We start from the raw sequence: 14,651 nt of genomic DNA, 5'->3' as shown, positions 1-14,651 counted from the left end.
AATCTCCTCAAAACCGATGTCTGATCTCCGTGCCGCTGTTGCCCAACTTTACAACACCTACCCTTTCCCCCCTGATCCCCTCTCCGATGCGCCCCCCCCTGGCTATAACTGGCGGTGGAGTTGGACGGCGGCCCATAGTTTTTGTACCGGCCGCGCTCCCGATCGCGACAATATTCGCATTCTTGACGCGGGCTGTGGCACGGGAAACACCACCGATTATTTAGTGCATTTAAACCCCCAAGCCCAAGTTACTGCCATTGATTTAAGCGAGGGCGCTTTAGCCGTGGCGCGGGAACGGTGTCGGCGATCGGGGGCAACGCGGGTGGAGTTTCGGCAAATGTTCCTTGAGGAAGTTGCCACCCAATTGCCGGGGGAATTTGACCTGATTAATTCTGTGGGGGTGCTGCACCATTTGCCCAACCCCATTGTTGGCATTCAATCCCTCGCGCAAAAGCTGGCCCCTGGGGGCTTGATGCACATTTTTGTTTATGGGGCCTTGGGGCGTTGGGAGATTCAACGGATGCAGGGGGCGATCGCCCTTCTCCAAGGTGAGCAACGGGGCGATTACCGCGACGGCGTAGCCCTGGGGCGCGAACTCTTCGCCACATTGCCCCCCGATAACCCCCTAGTGCAACGGGAACAGGAACGGTGGGCAGGGGAAAATCAGCGGGATGAATGTTTTGCGGATATGTACGTTCACCCCTGCGAGGTGGACTACACGATCCCGACGCTGTTTGAATTCATTGATGCTTCTGGGTTGGAGTTTGTGGGCTTTTCTAACCCCCAATTTTGGCAACTGGAGCGGTTACTGGGAAATTCGCCCCAATTGATGGAGCGGGCTAAAGGGTTGGGGGAGCGCGATCGCTACCAACTGATCGAAAACCTCGACCCCAAAGCCGTCACCCATTATGAATTTTTCCTGGCCCGTCCTCCCCTGGAGCGATGGGATTGGTCTGAGGATGCTGTTTTGTTGCCAGCAATCCCCCGCCTCCACCCCTGCCTCCATGGTTGGCCCAGCCATAGCCTCTTTAACCATGATTATGAGTTAGTGCAGTTAAGCGATCCTGAATTTGCCACGTTATCCGCCTGCGATGGGGTGAGCACAGTGGGGGCGATCGTCGCCCAAACCGGCGTAGACCTGGCCACGATCCGCCACCTCTGGCAACGGCAATTGATTATTCTGGCTACTTCCTAGGCTCACGATCCCCCCGGCTACGCCGACCCCCTTAATAAGGGGGTTAAATTCAGAACCCCCCTTTTTAAGGGGGGCAGGGGGGATCTTGCTTCCTTTTAAGGCTCACGATCCCCCCGGCTACGCCGACCCCCTTAATAAGGGGGTTAAATTCAGAACCCCCCTTTTTAAGGGGGGCAGGGGGGATCAACAAATTTTCAGGAATTGATCCCCCACCATGATAAGATTTCACTTGGCTCGAAATATCCGGGCCATCACATGAAAATCGGCACATACAGCCCGCCTTTCACCCGCTGTTAATGGCTCAATCCATCGGATCGCTCCCTCTCGGATCGAACCCCCAGGATTTTAACCATTCCCCCGCGCTGTGGTTGCGGCTGTAAACCCATGACAGAGCCAAATGGTGAACGAGTCGAACCTAAATGCACCGCCCGAAGCTCCACTGGCTGCTTCTGAGTCGCCAAGCCAAGCGTCTATTGCTACTATGCAAGACTATTACCAGCTTAAGCAGGCTCTGCTGCTGGTGACGATCGCCATTACCCTAATTGCGTTTGTCTCAACTTGGATCGCCTATTCCCTCAATATAGCTCTCAATTATTTAATTGGGGCCTGTGTGGGAGTTGTTTATCTCAGAATGCTCGCCCGTGATGTGGAGCGGATGGGTGTCCAGCAAAAGCGCATCGGCTCCGGTCGGTTAGCCCCCTTTATCGGGTTAATCGTCATCGCCACCCAATGGCATCAACTGCATCTTGTGCCCATATTTCTAGGATTTATCACCTACAAAGCCGCCATTATTATCTATACAGTGCAGTCAACCTTCGCGTCGGCTTCATCTCGATAAGTGTGGTACTGGTTAGGGGATAAGCTCATCCTAGGTTGTCCTTAAAAAGTTGGGGAAATTAACGCCCAATGGAAATTCTCACTGGTTTGAAGGGTCTCACCTTCTTCCCTTTAGCTGAACTCGAAGTTGGTAAACACTTTTACTGGGAAATTGGCAGCCTCAAGGTTCATGGTCAGGTTTTCTTGGCCTCTTGGTTTGTCATTGCCGTCTTGGTGCTCATCTCGATCGCCGCAACTCGCAGCATTCAAAGGGTACCCAGTGGGGCACAGAACCTCATGGAATACGCGCTCGAATTCTTGCGGGATCTGGTGAAAAACCAGATTGGCGAGAAAGAGTATCGGCCCTGGGTTCCCTTTGTGGGTACGCTCTTTTTGTTCATTTTCGTGTCCAACTGGTCTGGCGCATTAATGCCCTGGAAGGTGCTCCATTTGCCCGCTGGTGAACTGGCTGCGCCCACCAACGACATCAACACCACTGTTGCTCTGGCGTTGCTGACCTCGCTGGCTTACTTCTACGCAGGATTCAAAAAGCGTGGGCTGGGGTACTTAACCAAGTATATTGAACCTACCCCGATCTTACTGCCGATCAATATCCTCGAAGACTTTACCAAACCTCTTTCCCTGAGTTTCCGTTTATTCGGGAATATTCTCGCGGATGAATTGGTGGTTGCCGTGCTGGTCTTGCTGGTTCCCTTGTTTATTCCCCTGCCGGTAATGGCCTTGGGGCTGTTCACAAGTGCGATCCAAGCCTTGATCTTTGCTACCTTGGCGGCTGCCTACATTGGTGAGGCGATCGAAGGCCACGGCGGTGAAGAGCACCACGATTAGTCGCCTTTAAAAGTGGGTTGATCTGTGGATTTTGCATCCCCGCTGGCCCGGCGGTTATTGTGGGTACGTTGTTAATTTTTGTCGTTGTTTCAATTAGGCAAAGGAAGAAAATCATGGATAGTTTAGTTGCTGCTGCCTCCGTTATCGCTGCTGCTTTAGCTGTTGGTCTCGCTGCCATCGGCCCTGGGATTGGTCAAGGTAATGCTGCGGGTCAAGCCGTTGAAGGGATTGCTCGTCAGCCGGAAGCTGAAGGTAAAATCCGGGGTACATTGCTGCTCAGTTTGGCGTTCATGGAAGCCCTGACCATTTACGGTTTGGTGGTAGCTTTGGTGCTGCTGTTTGCTAACCCCTTCGCATAATTGAGCGGGTGACAGGGTGGGGGAGAACTTCCCCTGCCCTTTCCCCCTCTGAACCCTAGTTTCAGCAAGAGAGCAGAACAATGATACAGTGGACAATTTTGCTGGCAGAGGCGGCGGAAGAAGGCGGCGGGCTATTTGATTTTGATGCGACGTTGCCCCTGATGGCGATTCAATTCTTAATCTTGGTCGTGATCCTCAATGTGCTGTTTTATAAACCCATTGGTCAGGCGATCGACGATCGCGCCGAATATATTCGGTCTACGAGCCAAGGGGCCAAGGAGCGGCTGGCGAAAACCAAAGCCCTTGCGCAACAGTATGAACAGGAATTAGTTTCTGTCCGCCGGGAAGCCCAAGCGGTGATTGCCTCGGCTCAAGCCGAGGGGCAACAACTCGTCACCGCCGAAATTCAAGCGGCCCAGCAACAGGTGCAACAGGAACGGGAAGCCGCTGCTCAAGAAATTGAGGCTCAAAAAGCCCAAGCGTTCCAAAGCCTTGAAGCCGAAGCTGATGGCCTCACCCGTCAAATTCTCGAAAAACTCTTAGGTCGAGAGTTGGTGTAACCATCACCAGATCATCGCCCAGCGCGTCAAGAAAGGTCAAATAAAGATCATGGGGATTTGCTTATACCTAGCCTCCACTGAAGGGGGTATTGGGTTTAATTTAGATATTCTCGAAACGAACGTACTCAACCTCGCGATTATTTTGGGGGTTTTGTTCTATTTCGGTCGGTCTGTGCTTGGCAAAATGTTGAGCGATCGCCGCAGTGGGATCGAATCTGCCATTACGGAAGCGGAGCAAGCGGCGGCAAAAGCCTCTGCTGCTCTCGCGGAAGCCCAACAAAAACTAGCCCAAGCCCAAGCGGAAGCAGAACGGATTCGCGCCGAATCCCAAACCAACGCCCAACGGGCCAAGGAAGAGGTTCTCGCCAAAGGCAAGGCGGATGTGGAGAAAATCAAAGCCGCTGCCGCTGCCGATGTTAGCTCCGAACAGGAGCGAGCCATTGCGCAATTGCGGAAACGGGTGGTGGCGATCGCCCTCGAACGGGCAGAAGCCCAACTGCAAGACCGCCTTCAAGACCACAATATGCAGGAACGCTTTGTCGATCGCTGCATTGCTCAATTGGGAGGATAGCCATGACGGGAACCTTAGTGAGCAGCCAAATTGCTGAACCCTATGCCCAAGCCTTAATGTCTTTAGCCCAAGACCGGAACCTCACCGACTATTTTGGCGATGAGTTACGGGCCTTGGCGAATTTGATGGCCCAATCTTCAGAATTGTCTGGTTTAATCACCAACCCGGTGGTGGCCGACGCGCAAAAGAAAGGGGTATTGCAGCAGATCATGGGAGACTGTGATCCCGCTTTGCGTCATTTCCTGATGCTGTTGGTGGATAAGCGTCGCATTATCTTTTTAGCGGCCATTATTGAAGAATATCTCAACCTGTTGCGGGCCCTCAAACAGATCGCCTTAGCCGAAGTCACGGTTTGCCAAGCACCCACCGGCAGCCAACGGGAAGCCATTGAAAACAAGGTGCGTAGCTTCACCAATGCCCAAGGGGTTGAATTGAAAATCACCATTGACCCCAGCATTTTGGGCGGTGTGATTATCCGCGTTGGCTCCCAGGTTTTAGATGCCAGTTTACAGGGTCAACTGCGCCGCATTGGCATTCAGTTGAACGCCTAATTTCACCCCTTTGTTCACATACACGATCTACAACAAACGCTATGGTTAGTATCAGACCCGACGAAATTAGCAACATTATTCGTCAGCAGATTGAATCCTATGACCAAGATGTCCAAGTCTCTAATGTCGGGACTGTACTTCAGGTTGGGGATGGCATTGCCCGGGTTTATGGCCTGCAAACGGCCATGTCGGGGGAATTGGTTGAATTTGAAGACGGCACCGTAGGCATCGCCCTGAACCTCGAAGAAGATAACGTTGGGGTGGTGTTGATGGGTGCTGGTTTGGGCATTCAAGAGGGCAGTACCGTGAAAGCGACGGGTAAAATTGCTCAGGTTCCCGTTGGGGACGCGATGATTGGCCGGGTGGTGGATGCCCTCGCCCAACCCATCGATGGCAAAGGGGATATCCACACCACCGAAAGCCGCCTGATTGAATCCATGGCACCGGGGATCATTGACCGCCGCTCGGTCTATGAGCCGATGCAAACGGGGATTACCGCCATTGACGCGATGATTCCGGTGGGTCGGGGTCAACGGGAGTTGATCATTGGCGATCGCCAAACCGGCAAAACCGCCGTAGCCGTAGACACGATCCTCAACCAACAGGGCGAAGATGTGGTCTGCGTCTACGTCGCCATCGGTCAAAAAGCCTCCACCGTTGCCCAGGTGGTGGGTGAACTGCAAGAACGGGGCGCAATGGACTACACGATTGTTGTAGCCGCTAACGCCAGTGACCCCGCCACACTGCAATATTTGGCCCCCTACACTGGCGCAGCTTTGGCGGAATACTTTATGTATAAAGGCAAGGCGACGCTGGTGATCTACGATGACCTTTCCAAGCAAGCCCAAGCCTACCGGCAAATGTCCCTGCTGCTGCGTCGGCCGCCCGGTCGGGAAGCCTATCCTGGGGATGTGTTCTATCTCCACTCCCGCTTATTGGAGCGGGCTGCAAAACTCAGCGATGCCCTCGGTGGCGGTAGCATGACCGCGTTGCCGATTATCGAAACCCAAGCCGGGGACGTTTCCGCCTACATTCCCACCAACGTGATCTCGATCACCGATGGGCAAATCTTCCTCTCCTCTGACCTGTTTAACTCCGGTTTCCGTCCGGCGATCAACGCTGGGATCTCCGTGTCCCGGGTGGGTTCGGCAGCGCAAATTAAAGCGATGAAACAGGTGGCGGGTAAATTGAAACTGGAATTGGCGCAGTTCGCTGAACTGGAAGCCTTCTCTCAATTTGCCTCTGACTTGGATGCTGCCACCCAAGCCCAACTCCAACGGGGTCAACGGTTGCGGGAAATGCTCAAACAGCCCCAATATTCTCCCCTGTCGGTGACGGAACAGGTGGCGTTGGTCTATGCCGGGATTAATGGCTATCTGGATGATATCCCCGCTGAAAAGGTGGCGGAATTTACCCAAGCTTTCCGGGAATATCTGAAGACGAACAAGGCAGAATTCATGAGCAAGGTCAAAGCCGAGAAGAAACTCGCCGATGACACCGAAGCGATGCTTAAGGATGCCATTAAAGAATGCAAGCAAACCTTTATGGTTTCTGCATAAACGCTGGCGATCGCAAGAGTCAGGGGTTTTCCCCTGGCTCTCCCTCTTTTGCAATCTTGAGATGAATTCCTATGCCTAACCTAAAATCGATTCGCGATCGCATTCAGTCGGTCAAAAATACGCGAAAAATCACCGAAGCGATGCGCCTTGTGGCCGCCGCCAAAGTGCGCCGCGCTCAGGAGCAGGTGAACGCCACCCGCCCCTTTGCCAAATGCCTGGCTCAGGTACTTTACGGCTTACAAAATCGCTTGAAATTTGAAGATGTGGATTTGCCCCTGCTCAAGCAGCGGGAAGTGAAAACCGTGGGGTTATTGGTGATCTCCGGCGATCGCGGCCTCTGCGGTGGCTATAACGCCAACATTATCAAACAAGCAGAAACCCGGATCAAGGAACTCAAAGCCGACGGCTATGATTACAAGCTGATCCTCGCCGGCCGGAAAGTATCCCAATATTACGAACGGCGCAAAGCCCCCATCGCCCAAACCTACATCGGTTTAAACCAAATCCCCACCGCTGACGAAGCCTCCGGGATTGCCGATTATCTCCTTTCCCTGTTCCTCTCGGAAACGGTGGATCGGGTGGAATTGATCTACACCAAATTTGTGTCGTTGATCAGTTCCCGGCCAGTGGTGCAAACGCTTTTGCCCCTTTCCCCCCAAGGGTTAGAGCGCCGGGATGATGAAATTTTTCATCTCACCTCTAAGGGCGGTCATTTTGAGGTGGAGCGCCAAGCTGTTGCGGATCAATCGGAGGATTTCCCCCGGGATATGATCTTCGAGCAAGATCCCACCCAAATCCTTGAAGCCCTCTTGCCCCTGTACCTCAATAACCAATTATTACGAGGTTTGCAAGAATCCGCCGCCAGTGAATTGGCTTCCCGGATGACAGCGATGAACAACGCCAGCGACAACGCCAGTGATCTGGTGAAATCCCTCACGTTGTCCTATAACAAAGCCCGTCAAGCGGCCATTACCCAAGAACTTTCGGAAGTGGTGGCAGGGGCCAACGCCCTTTAAGGCGATGGTCAAAATATGATCATGTTGTAGGGGCGAAAAATCTTTCGCCCCTATCATTTAGGTGGAATATCGATGACTTTTTTGCGGCACATTGGCAATTGGATTTTTAAATTATTTCGCAATAACACGGAGTTTTTAGTGTTGTTGAAATTTGTGGAAAGCTTAGTTTCTAAGATTCTTTCCCTCTATATGATCGCGTTGATCTTTTTTGCCCTGTATGATATTGCTGTTTTTTTATGGCAAGAACTATTTTTTCATTCCCCAGATCCACTGCGATCGCGCCTCTTTGATGCCTTTGGTTTATTTTTAAATGTACTCATTGCCCTAGAGTTACTGGAAAACATCACCGCTTATTTAAAAAATCATGTGATCCAGTTGGAATTGGTGATTGTGACGGCGATTATTGCCATTGCCCGGAAAGTGATTATTTTTGACATTGAGAAATACCCCGCGAATAATTTAGTGGCGATCGCCATCACGGTTGTATTGCTCTCCTTCAGCTATTTCTTGATTACAATCCCCAATCGCAGTCGCAAATCTTGAGGATCCCGGCCAATTCCTTGGTATCATGGCAAACTGTGGCAATCTTTAACCCCCAAAACCCATGGCTAATACCTACACCGTTGAAATTCACTATGAAGGCAACATTACAACGCTACAAGTTGCCGAAGACCAAAATATTCTCCAAGCGGCCCTTGATGCCAATGTTGATCTTCCCCACTCCTGCCTAGCGGGGGTCTGCACCACCTGCGCCGGTAAGCTGATCAGTGGGACGGTTGAGCAACCCGATGCCATGGGGGTTTCCAGTGAACTCCAGGGAGAAGGCTATCTGTTGCTCTGTAGCGCCTATCCTCGTTCGGATATCAAGGTGGAAGCGGGGAAAGAAGAGGAGATCTATCAACGCCAATTTGGCCAACCGGCTTAGGGGAGGATCCCCCCTGCCCCCCTTGAAAAGGGGGGTTCAAGAATAACCCCCTTAATAAGGGGGTCGGCGTAGCCGGGGGGATCATGCACCTCGAAACGAAGCAGAATCCCCCCTGCCCCCCTTAAAAAGGGGGGTTCTGGGTTCAACCCCCTTGTTAACGGGGAGTATTATTGTTCCCGGCTGTTTATGTCCCACCGTAAAGATTACCAGGCCCTTGGGCTGATTTGGCTGCTCACCACCCTCCATGATCTGATCTGGTTGAGCCTCGATCGCACTATCCCGGCTTGGGATCAGAGTAATCACCTCACTGGCTCCCTGAATCATCTCCATGCTTTGCAAAATGCCCGTTTTCTTGATGGGGATTGGTGGGTGCAGTTTTGGCAACTTTCCGGCAAATATCCCCCCCTCACCTATATCCTCACGGCCCCCTGGCAATGGCTGTTCGGGGTGGGGCCGGAGCAGGCAACGTTGGTCAATTTGCTTTATTTAGCCCTGTTGATGATCTCGGTCTATGGGTTGGGGCGTAGGTTATTTAATGGCCGGGTGGGGGTTTGGGCGGCGGGTCTTTGTACGCTGTTTCCGATTTTTTATGTTTACCGTTTAGATTATCTCCTCGATACAGGGGCGACGGCGTTAACGGCGGCCTGTTTTACGAGCTTGACGATTTGGTGGGGGGAAGCGGGGCGATGGGTGCGCGATCGCGGATCGCAGCAATGGCGGTGGGCGATTATTTTTGGCTTGTGTGTTGGGTTCGCCCTGATGACGAAACAAAATAGCCTCTTTTTCCTCTTTTTCCCCTTGGTGTGGATAGTGGGGCGGAGTCTATGGCGAGGGCATTGGGGGAGAATCGCGCAACTGTTCCTCAGTGGATTGGTGTCTGTGCCAATTTGGGGGCCTTGGTATCGCACGAATTGGATTTTTTTGTTTAGTACGGCGGAAACGGCCAATACGGCGGCGGCGGTGATTGAGGGCGATCCTCCCCTGAATACCTGGGCGGCTTGGACTTATTACGGGGAAGTGTTGCCGCTGTTGGTGTCCTGGGTGTTGATTATTTTGCCCTCGTTGGGATTGTTGATCTATTGCCGCCAATGGTGGCGAGATCTGCCGACGCGCCAGGGGTTGGCTTGGTTAGGGTTTTTCTTGGGGAGCAATTATCTGGTTTGCTCTGCCATTGTTAATAAAGATCTGCGGTATCCCATGCCCGCTTTGCCGGTGTTGGCGGTGGTGTTGGCGGTGGGTTTGCTTAAGTGGCGGGCTTGGTTGAAGGGGGTGCGGTGGGTGGCGGTGGGGTTGGCGATCGCCCTCCTGTTTACCAGTCTTTACCCCATCCCAGGGGCGGCGCAGTTGATGGCCCCATTACCCCCCATTTTGACGAAATCGCTCAATTTTTCTCCCTCAGCCCCGATTCCGGCAATTATTGACCGGGTTGCCGAAACCACTCCCTATCTACGCTCTACGTTGGGGGTGATTCCCAATACTGGCCAGGTGAATCACAACACGGTTAATTACTACGGCAATCGCGCTGGTTTTCAGGTCTATGGTCGGGAGTTGGGGGGCAGTGAGGCCCATCTTCAGCAGGATTATCGTTCCCATGGGTGGTTTCTCACCCAAAACCAAAATTTAGGCAATGCCAGCCCGGAGCAGGGGGCGTTGGGGGAGGTGATCCGCAATGACCCGGATTTTCAAACCCGTGGGGAATGGCGGCTGAAGGATGGCACGGTGATCCAACTCCATCAGCGGCGCAATCCCCCGGTGCGGGTGATTGATCAGGGGATTGGGCGCGATCGCATCACGTTACAGCGGGTGACTGTTCCGGCGGTGGTTCCCCCTGGTGTGCCGGTTCCCATTCAGTATGAATGGACGGGGCCTTGGGTGCAGTTACAGGAGGGGGTGGCGATCGTCACTTGGCAGGGGAGTGGGGGGGCGATGTGGACTCATGATCACGGTATTGGTTTGGGGAATCTCCACAGTGCCAATCCTCCGGCGGCCAATCGTGGTTTTCGGGTGGTGGAAAATTTAGCGATGTTGCCTCCGGCGGATCTGCCGCCGGATACCTATCGGTTAACGGTAACGTATCTCAATCGCAGGACGGGCCAAGCTCATATTCTCACCTCCCCGGAGACAGTGATTACGCTTGATCCTACGGCTGCTCCGATTCCTGCCCCTGAGTTGGATTATGTGACGCAATTGCACCATTTGGCCCAAGGTTTACCTTTGGGTTGGCGGGGTTTGGAGCCGTTGTTTTTGATGATTGGTCGGATTAATCAATACGATCCGATTCAGGATTATTTGGGTCAAACGGTGGCGGCGAATACCTATCGTCTTCGTCAAGATCCTGAGAATTTAACGTATCTTTATCCCCTGGCTTTAGCGCGGGCGTTGCAGGAGAATGCTCCGGCGACGTTGGCGGTGATGGAGCGGGCGGTGGCGATCGCTCCTCAAACCCCCATGCACCATGCCTATGTAGCGTTTCTCCATCTTTATTTGTTCCAACCGGGTCGGGGGGAGGAGGCGATCGCCCCTGCTCTGGCTCTTGCGCCTGATCAACCGATTTTCCAGGCCCTTGATGGGTTAGCGGCATTATTCCAGGGGAATGTGGTCAAGGCTTGGCGGGTGTTGATGCCGTTGCGGGGGGTGGATTTGTTGGCGGGTTAATGGGGGTCTCCAGGGATGGGAGATCTAAAAAAACAGGTTGCGCCCCCTGGCTTTTATTCTTTTTCTCGCAAGCCTAGAAACTGGGTTTCTTGCATCTCCTCGTTTGGCGCGAATATGCTCACAGAAACCCGGTTTCTTTTCTCCCGCAATCAATTAGGGTCTCCAGCGAGGGGGGATGTTGCGGCTTTCGACCCAACAACGGCTACCATTTCGATTCTTGAGTGTCCGGAGCACAGGTGAGCGATAGCATATCAATCACTGGGGTGCTAGGGGGAGCTTTAGACGGCCCTACTGTTTCACAAATGCGGCGATCTGATGTCGAAGTAACATAGGTTTTACCATCGACAGGGGAGGGAGTTTCATCAACAGTGGCGTAAACATGAACCATTCCAATGATGCTTGGTAGATCCTCCCCTTTGGGAATCGCTGTCATTGTGAAAGCTTTTCCATCCTCAGATTCGGCAGTGCTATAGGTGTAATTTTCACTTTCTGTGATGAAATCGATTTTTTGCTCGACTAGCAAGGCTTTGAGATCTGAGGAATATTCTGCGTGACTCTTGTGATATTCCTGCTGGGCGAGAGTTACTTTGCCAACATAGATTCGACCTTCGTTGGCCCGCTTTTGTAATGCCGCTGCCGCCGCTTCTGCTTCGGGATTGGGCTTGGGGGCGGTACTGCAACTGGCTGCTAGCAGCAACGCGAACCCTAAACCTAGGGAAATGTGCCATTTAGCGAAATGGGTTTTGCTGATCATAGTGGGGTTCATGATGGATCGAGATCGCTCCGAGTAGTTTTATACCAGTCATTAAGTCATAAGTCATATTCTACAGAAGCAGGCAGACACCACCTGCGTTTCCAATCAATTAGGGAGATTTAAAGGCAGAAGGCGGAAGGCAGAAGGCAGAAAGGGGAGGTTCATTTCCCAATTCATCCTGCTACGCACGGGCAAAGCCCTACATCCTTCTGCCTTCATCCTTTAGAGGTGTTTCCAATCAATTAGGGTCTCCAGCGAGTGGAGACGCAGACAATCTGGAAAACTGTAGGTGTTTTAGGATTTAGTTTCCAATCAATTAGGGTCTCCAGCGAGTGGAGACTAGTAATGGTGTGGTTACTATTGATGGAATTGAAAATCTTCCAACGGTTTCCAATCAATTAGGGTCTCCAGCGAGTGGAGACCTGCAAAAGCCGCTCTTCTGGACAAGAATTGTCAGCGTCCATTGAATGAGTTTCCAATCAATTAGGGTCTCCAGCGAGTGGAGACAGGATTTTCTTGGGGTGAATATTAGCTGATTCTGGTTGTTTCCAATCAATTAGGGTCTCCAGCGAGTGGAGACAGGCCACGGAAAAGGCATTCGTTGCCTCGTCCAAACAGTTTCCAATCAATTAGGGTCTCCAGCGAGTGGAGACGGGTTAAAGTGGGAATGTCCAGAGTTGGACATTCGTCTGGAAGTTTCCAATCAATTAGGGTCTCCAGCGAGTGGAGACTACGCCTCCGTGGGCGGGACAACTGCCCGTCTCGATTTCCCCGTGTTTCCAATCAATTAGGGTCTCCAGCGAGTGGAGACACTCTGGACATTCGTCTGGAGAAGGACGTGTTATTTGTGTTTCCAATCAATTAGGGTCTCCAGCGAGTGGAGACTCCGCCGGGTTTGATGTTCCCTTGGTAGTCAATCCCAAGTTTCCAATCAATTAGGGTCTCCAGCGAGTGGAGACTCTGCCAACGGGAGCATGGAGCATCTCCGTTCCCCCGTTTCCAATCAATTAGGGTCTCCAGCGAGTGGAGACCCAAGGCTGGTTAGGCTGAATGCAACAGTTTGTGCTGCCATGTTTCCAATCAATTAGGGTCTCCAGCGAGTGGAGACTCGCAACTTCCCAAGGGTGGCAAGTTCAAGTGGGGGCAACGTTTCCAATCAATTAGGGTCTCCAGCGAGTGGAGACGGGTGAGTCAAGACCCTGAATGGCATCCTGAAGGGGGTTTCCAATCAATTAGGGTCTCCAGCGAGTGGAGACCCACGACCCATTCGAGACCCAGGTGGGTCGAAAGTTCTAGTTTCCAATCAATTAGGGTCTCCAGCGAGTGGAGACCGGCTGAAAAGGTATCCCTTGAGAGCAGGCTCAAAGAGGTTTCCAATCAATTAGGGTCTCCAGCGAGTGGAGACGGGTTGCCTCCATGGCTGCACCGCAATGGTCAAGGCAGGGCGTTTCCAATCAATTAGGGTCTCCAGCGAGTGGAGACAAGCTACCTATCGACGATCCTGACTATCCGGATCAGTTTCCAATCAATTAGGGTCTCCAGCGAGTGGAGACTCCGAGAACGGTGAGTACCGCCTCCGCGTTCTTGTTTCCAATCAATTAGGGTCTCCAGCGAGTGGAGACAAGGAAAAACAAGACAATGACTAAGATTATCTTTGAAATCGGTTTCCAATCAATTAGGGTCTCCAGCGAGTGGAGACGTACAGGGAACTAAGTTTACCTATTTAGAACCCATTTCATGGGTTTCCAATCAATTAGGGTCTCCAGCGAGTGGAGACCATGAGTTTAGAAAGTATTCTAGCCAGGATATTCGAGTTTCCAATCAATTAGGGTCTCCAGCGAGTGGAGACCGCGCTATCTTAACACAATTCATCACAAACTTAAAAGTTTCCAATCAATTAGGGTCTCCAGCGAGTGGAGACCCGGTACTCCCGGCGCGATTGTCTTCGGTTTGCTGAGTTTCCAATCAATTAGGGTCTCCAGCGAGTGGAGACGGATTCATTGGTTGAAATCCTGCAAATGGGGATACGTTTCCAATCAATTAGGGTCTCCAGCGAGTGGAGACGCTTTCTTTAATAAGCCCCATTCACCATCCTTCCCAGTTTCCAATCAATTAGGGTCTCCAGCGAGTGGAGACAAAACAATGAAAATCCAATTTCCCGCGATCTACTCAGGCGTTTCCAATCAATTAGGGTCTCCAGCGAGTGGAGACAAGGATGTATTAGTCGTACCTAGTAGCATTGAACGATTAGTTTCCAATCAATTAGGGTCTCCAGCGAGTGGAGACTCTACCAATTCGATAATATGGCAGGGGTTGAATTTATGTTTCCAATCAATTAGGGTCTCCAGCGAGTGGAGACCTCCCTGTTCTGGCAGCGCAAAGCCCAGGAGGGCAAATGATGTTTCCAATCAATTAGGGTCTCCAGCGAGTGGAGACGAAGAAAAAGTATGGATTGCAACTGAACCTCGGCGGGTTTCCAATCAATTAGGGTCTCCAGCGAGTGGAGACTTACAAAGAGGAATTGATGAATAAAGCCACTGAGCGTCGTTTCCAATCAATTAGGGTCTCCAGCGAGTGGAGACTTAGAGTTTATTTTCTCAGACTTGGGATATCCTGTAGTTTCCAATCAATTAGGGTCTCCAGCGAGTGGAGACTCGAAATATTCTTCATCTTCATCCTCGTAATATATATGTTTCCAATCAATTAGGGTCTCCAGCGAGTGGAGACTCAAGAGCAATTGACGATTCAGCCTACAACGGGATTGTTTCCAATCAATTAGGGTCTCCAGCGAGTGGAGACCTAGTAACCAGAAACGGGGCATACCCGTACAAAGTGTTTCCA

The 14,651-nt window shown here is 52.0% G+C and carries 13 protein-coding genes and 1 CRISPR repeat array (1 of these 14 running past the window's edge); of the genes, 12 read left to right on the top strand and 1 reads right to left on the bottom strand.

The window, feature by feature from the left end:
* Window positions 1-16: 16 nt before the first annotated feature.
* The 12 genes from VB712_RS17940 (at window position 17) to VB712_RS17885 (ending at window position 11,056) form a co-directional block, all read left to right on the top strand.
* Window positions 17-1,195, top strand: coding sequence for a class I SAM-dependent methyltransferase (locus tag VB712_RS17940; protein WP_323257243.1), 1,179 nt, complete (start codon window positions 17-19; stop codon window positions 1,193-1,195).
* Window positions 1,196-1,676: 481 nt separating this feature from the next.
* Window positions 1,677-2,033 carry an ATP synthase subunit I gene (locus tag VB712_RS17935; protein ID WP_323257240.1) on the top strand — a complete coding sequence of 119 codons (357 nt, stop codon included), beginning with the start codon at window positions 1,677-1,679 and terminating at the stop codon, window positions 2,031-2,033.
* Window positions 2,034-2,101: 68 nt separating this feature from the next.
* Window positions 2,102-2,860 (top strand): F0F1 ATP synthase subunit A, encoded by a 759-nt coding sequence (gene atpB, locus VB712_RS17930; protein ID WP_323257238.1) that lies wholly within the window; start codon window positions 2,102-2,104, stop codon window positions 2,858-2,860.
* 113 nt (window positions 2,861-2,973) lie between these two features.
* Window positions 2,974-3,219 carry an ATP synthase F0 subunit C gene (gene atpE / locus VB712_RS17925; protein WP_137906356.1) on the top strand — a complete coding sequence of 82 codons (246 nt, stop codon included), beginning with the start codon at window positions 2,974-2,976 and terminating at the stop codon, window positions 3,217-3,219.
* 80 nt (window positions 3,220-3,299) lie between these two features.
* Window positions 3,300-3,779: a F0F1 ATP synthase subunit B' gene (locus VB712_RS17920; protein WP_323257235.1), complete on the top strand. Its 480-nt coding sequence runs from the start codon at window positions 3,300-3,302 to the stop codon at window positions 3,777-3,779.
* Window positions 3,780-3,828: 49 nt separating this feature from the next.
* Window positions 3,829-4,350 carry a F0F1 ATP synthase subunit B gene (locus tag VB712_RS17915; protein ID WP_323257233.1) on the top strand — a complete coding sequence of 174 codons (522 nt, stop codon included), beginning with the start codon at window positions 3,829-3,831 and terminating at the stop codon, window positions 4,348-4,350.
* A gap of 2 nt (window positions 4,351-4,352) precedes the next feature.
* Window positions 4,353-4,901 carry an ATP synthase F1 subunit delta gene (gene atpH, locus VB712_RS17910; RefSeq protein ID WP_323257231.1) on the top strand — a complete coding sequence of 183 codons (549 nt, stop codon included), beginning with the start codon at window positions 4,353-4,355 and terminating at the stop codon, window positions 4,899-4,901.
* Window positions 4,902-4,942: 41 nt separating this feature from the next.
* The gene (gene atpA / locus VB712_RS17905) at window positions 4,943-6,460 is read left to right on the top strand and encodes a F0F1 ATP synthase subunit alpha (protein ID WP_323257229.1); all 1,518 of its coding nucleotides are present in this window, start codon (window positions 4,943-4,945) and stop codon (window positions 6,458-6,460) included.
* Between the two features lie 71 nt (window positions 6,461-6,531).
* The gene (locus VB712_RS17900) at window positions 6,532-7,476 is read left to right on the top strand and encodes a F0F1 ATP synthase subunit gamma (protein ID WP_323257227.1); all 945 of its coding nucleotides are present in this window, start codon (window positions 6,532-6,534) and stop codon (window positions 7,474-7,476) included.
* 72 nt (window positions 7,477-7,548) lie between these two features.
* Complete coding sequence (locus VB712_RS17895; RefSeq protein ID WP_323257225.1) at window positions 7,549-8,019, top strand: phosphate-starvation-inducible PsiE family protein; 471 nt, start codon at window positions 7,549-7,551, stop codon at window positions 8,017-8,019.
* 61 nt (window positions 8,020-8,080) lie between these two features.
* Complete coding sequence (locus VB712_RS17890) at window positions 8,081-8,401, top strand: 2Fe-2S iron-sulfur cluster-binding protein (protein ID WP_323257223.1); 321 nt, start codon at window positions 8,081-8,083, stop codon at window positions 8,399-8,401.
* Window positions 8,402-8,587: 186 nt separating this feature from the next.
* Window positions 8,588-11,056, top strand: a complete 2,469-nt coding sequence (locus VB712_RS17885) for a glycosyltransferase family 39 protein (protein WP_323257221.1) — start codon at window positions 8,588-8,590, stop codon at window positions 11,054-11,056.
* Window positions 11,057-11,258: 202 nt separating this feature from the next.
* Here VB712_RS17885 and VB712_RS17880 read toward each other — a convergent pair whose 3' ends face one another.
* A complete protein-coding gene (locus tag VB712_RS17880) occupies window positions 11,259-11,810 on the bottom strand; it encodes a type IV pilin-like G/H family protein (RefSeq protein WP_323257219.1) in 552 nt (183 codons plus the stop codon).
* A 230-nt stretch (window positions 11,811-12,040) separates the two neighbouring features.
* Window positions 12,041-14,651: direct repeats of the CRISPR family, unit length 36 nt; unit sequence GTTTCCAATCAATTAGGGTCTCCAGCGAGTGGAGAC; it runs 1,447 nt beyond the window's last position.

This window comes from Spirulina sp. CCNP1310, from assembly GCF_034932185.1.
Classification (GTDB): domain Bacteria; phylum Cyanobacteriota; class Cyanobacteriia; order Cyanobacteriales; family Spirulinaceae; genus Spirulina.
Note: the sequence above shows the minus strand (reverse complement) of the source record. Positions and strands in the feature narration are given on the sequence as shown.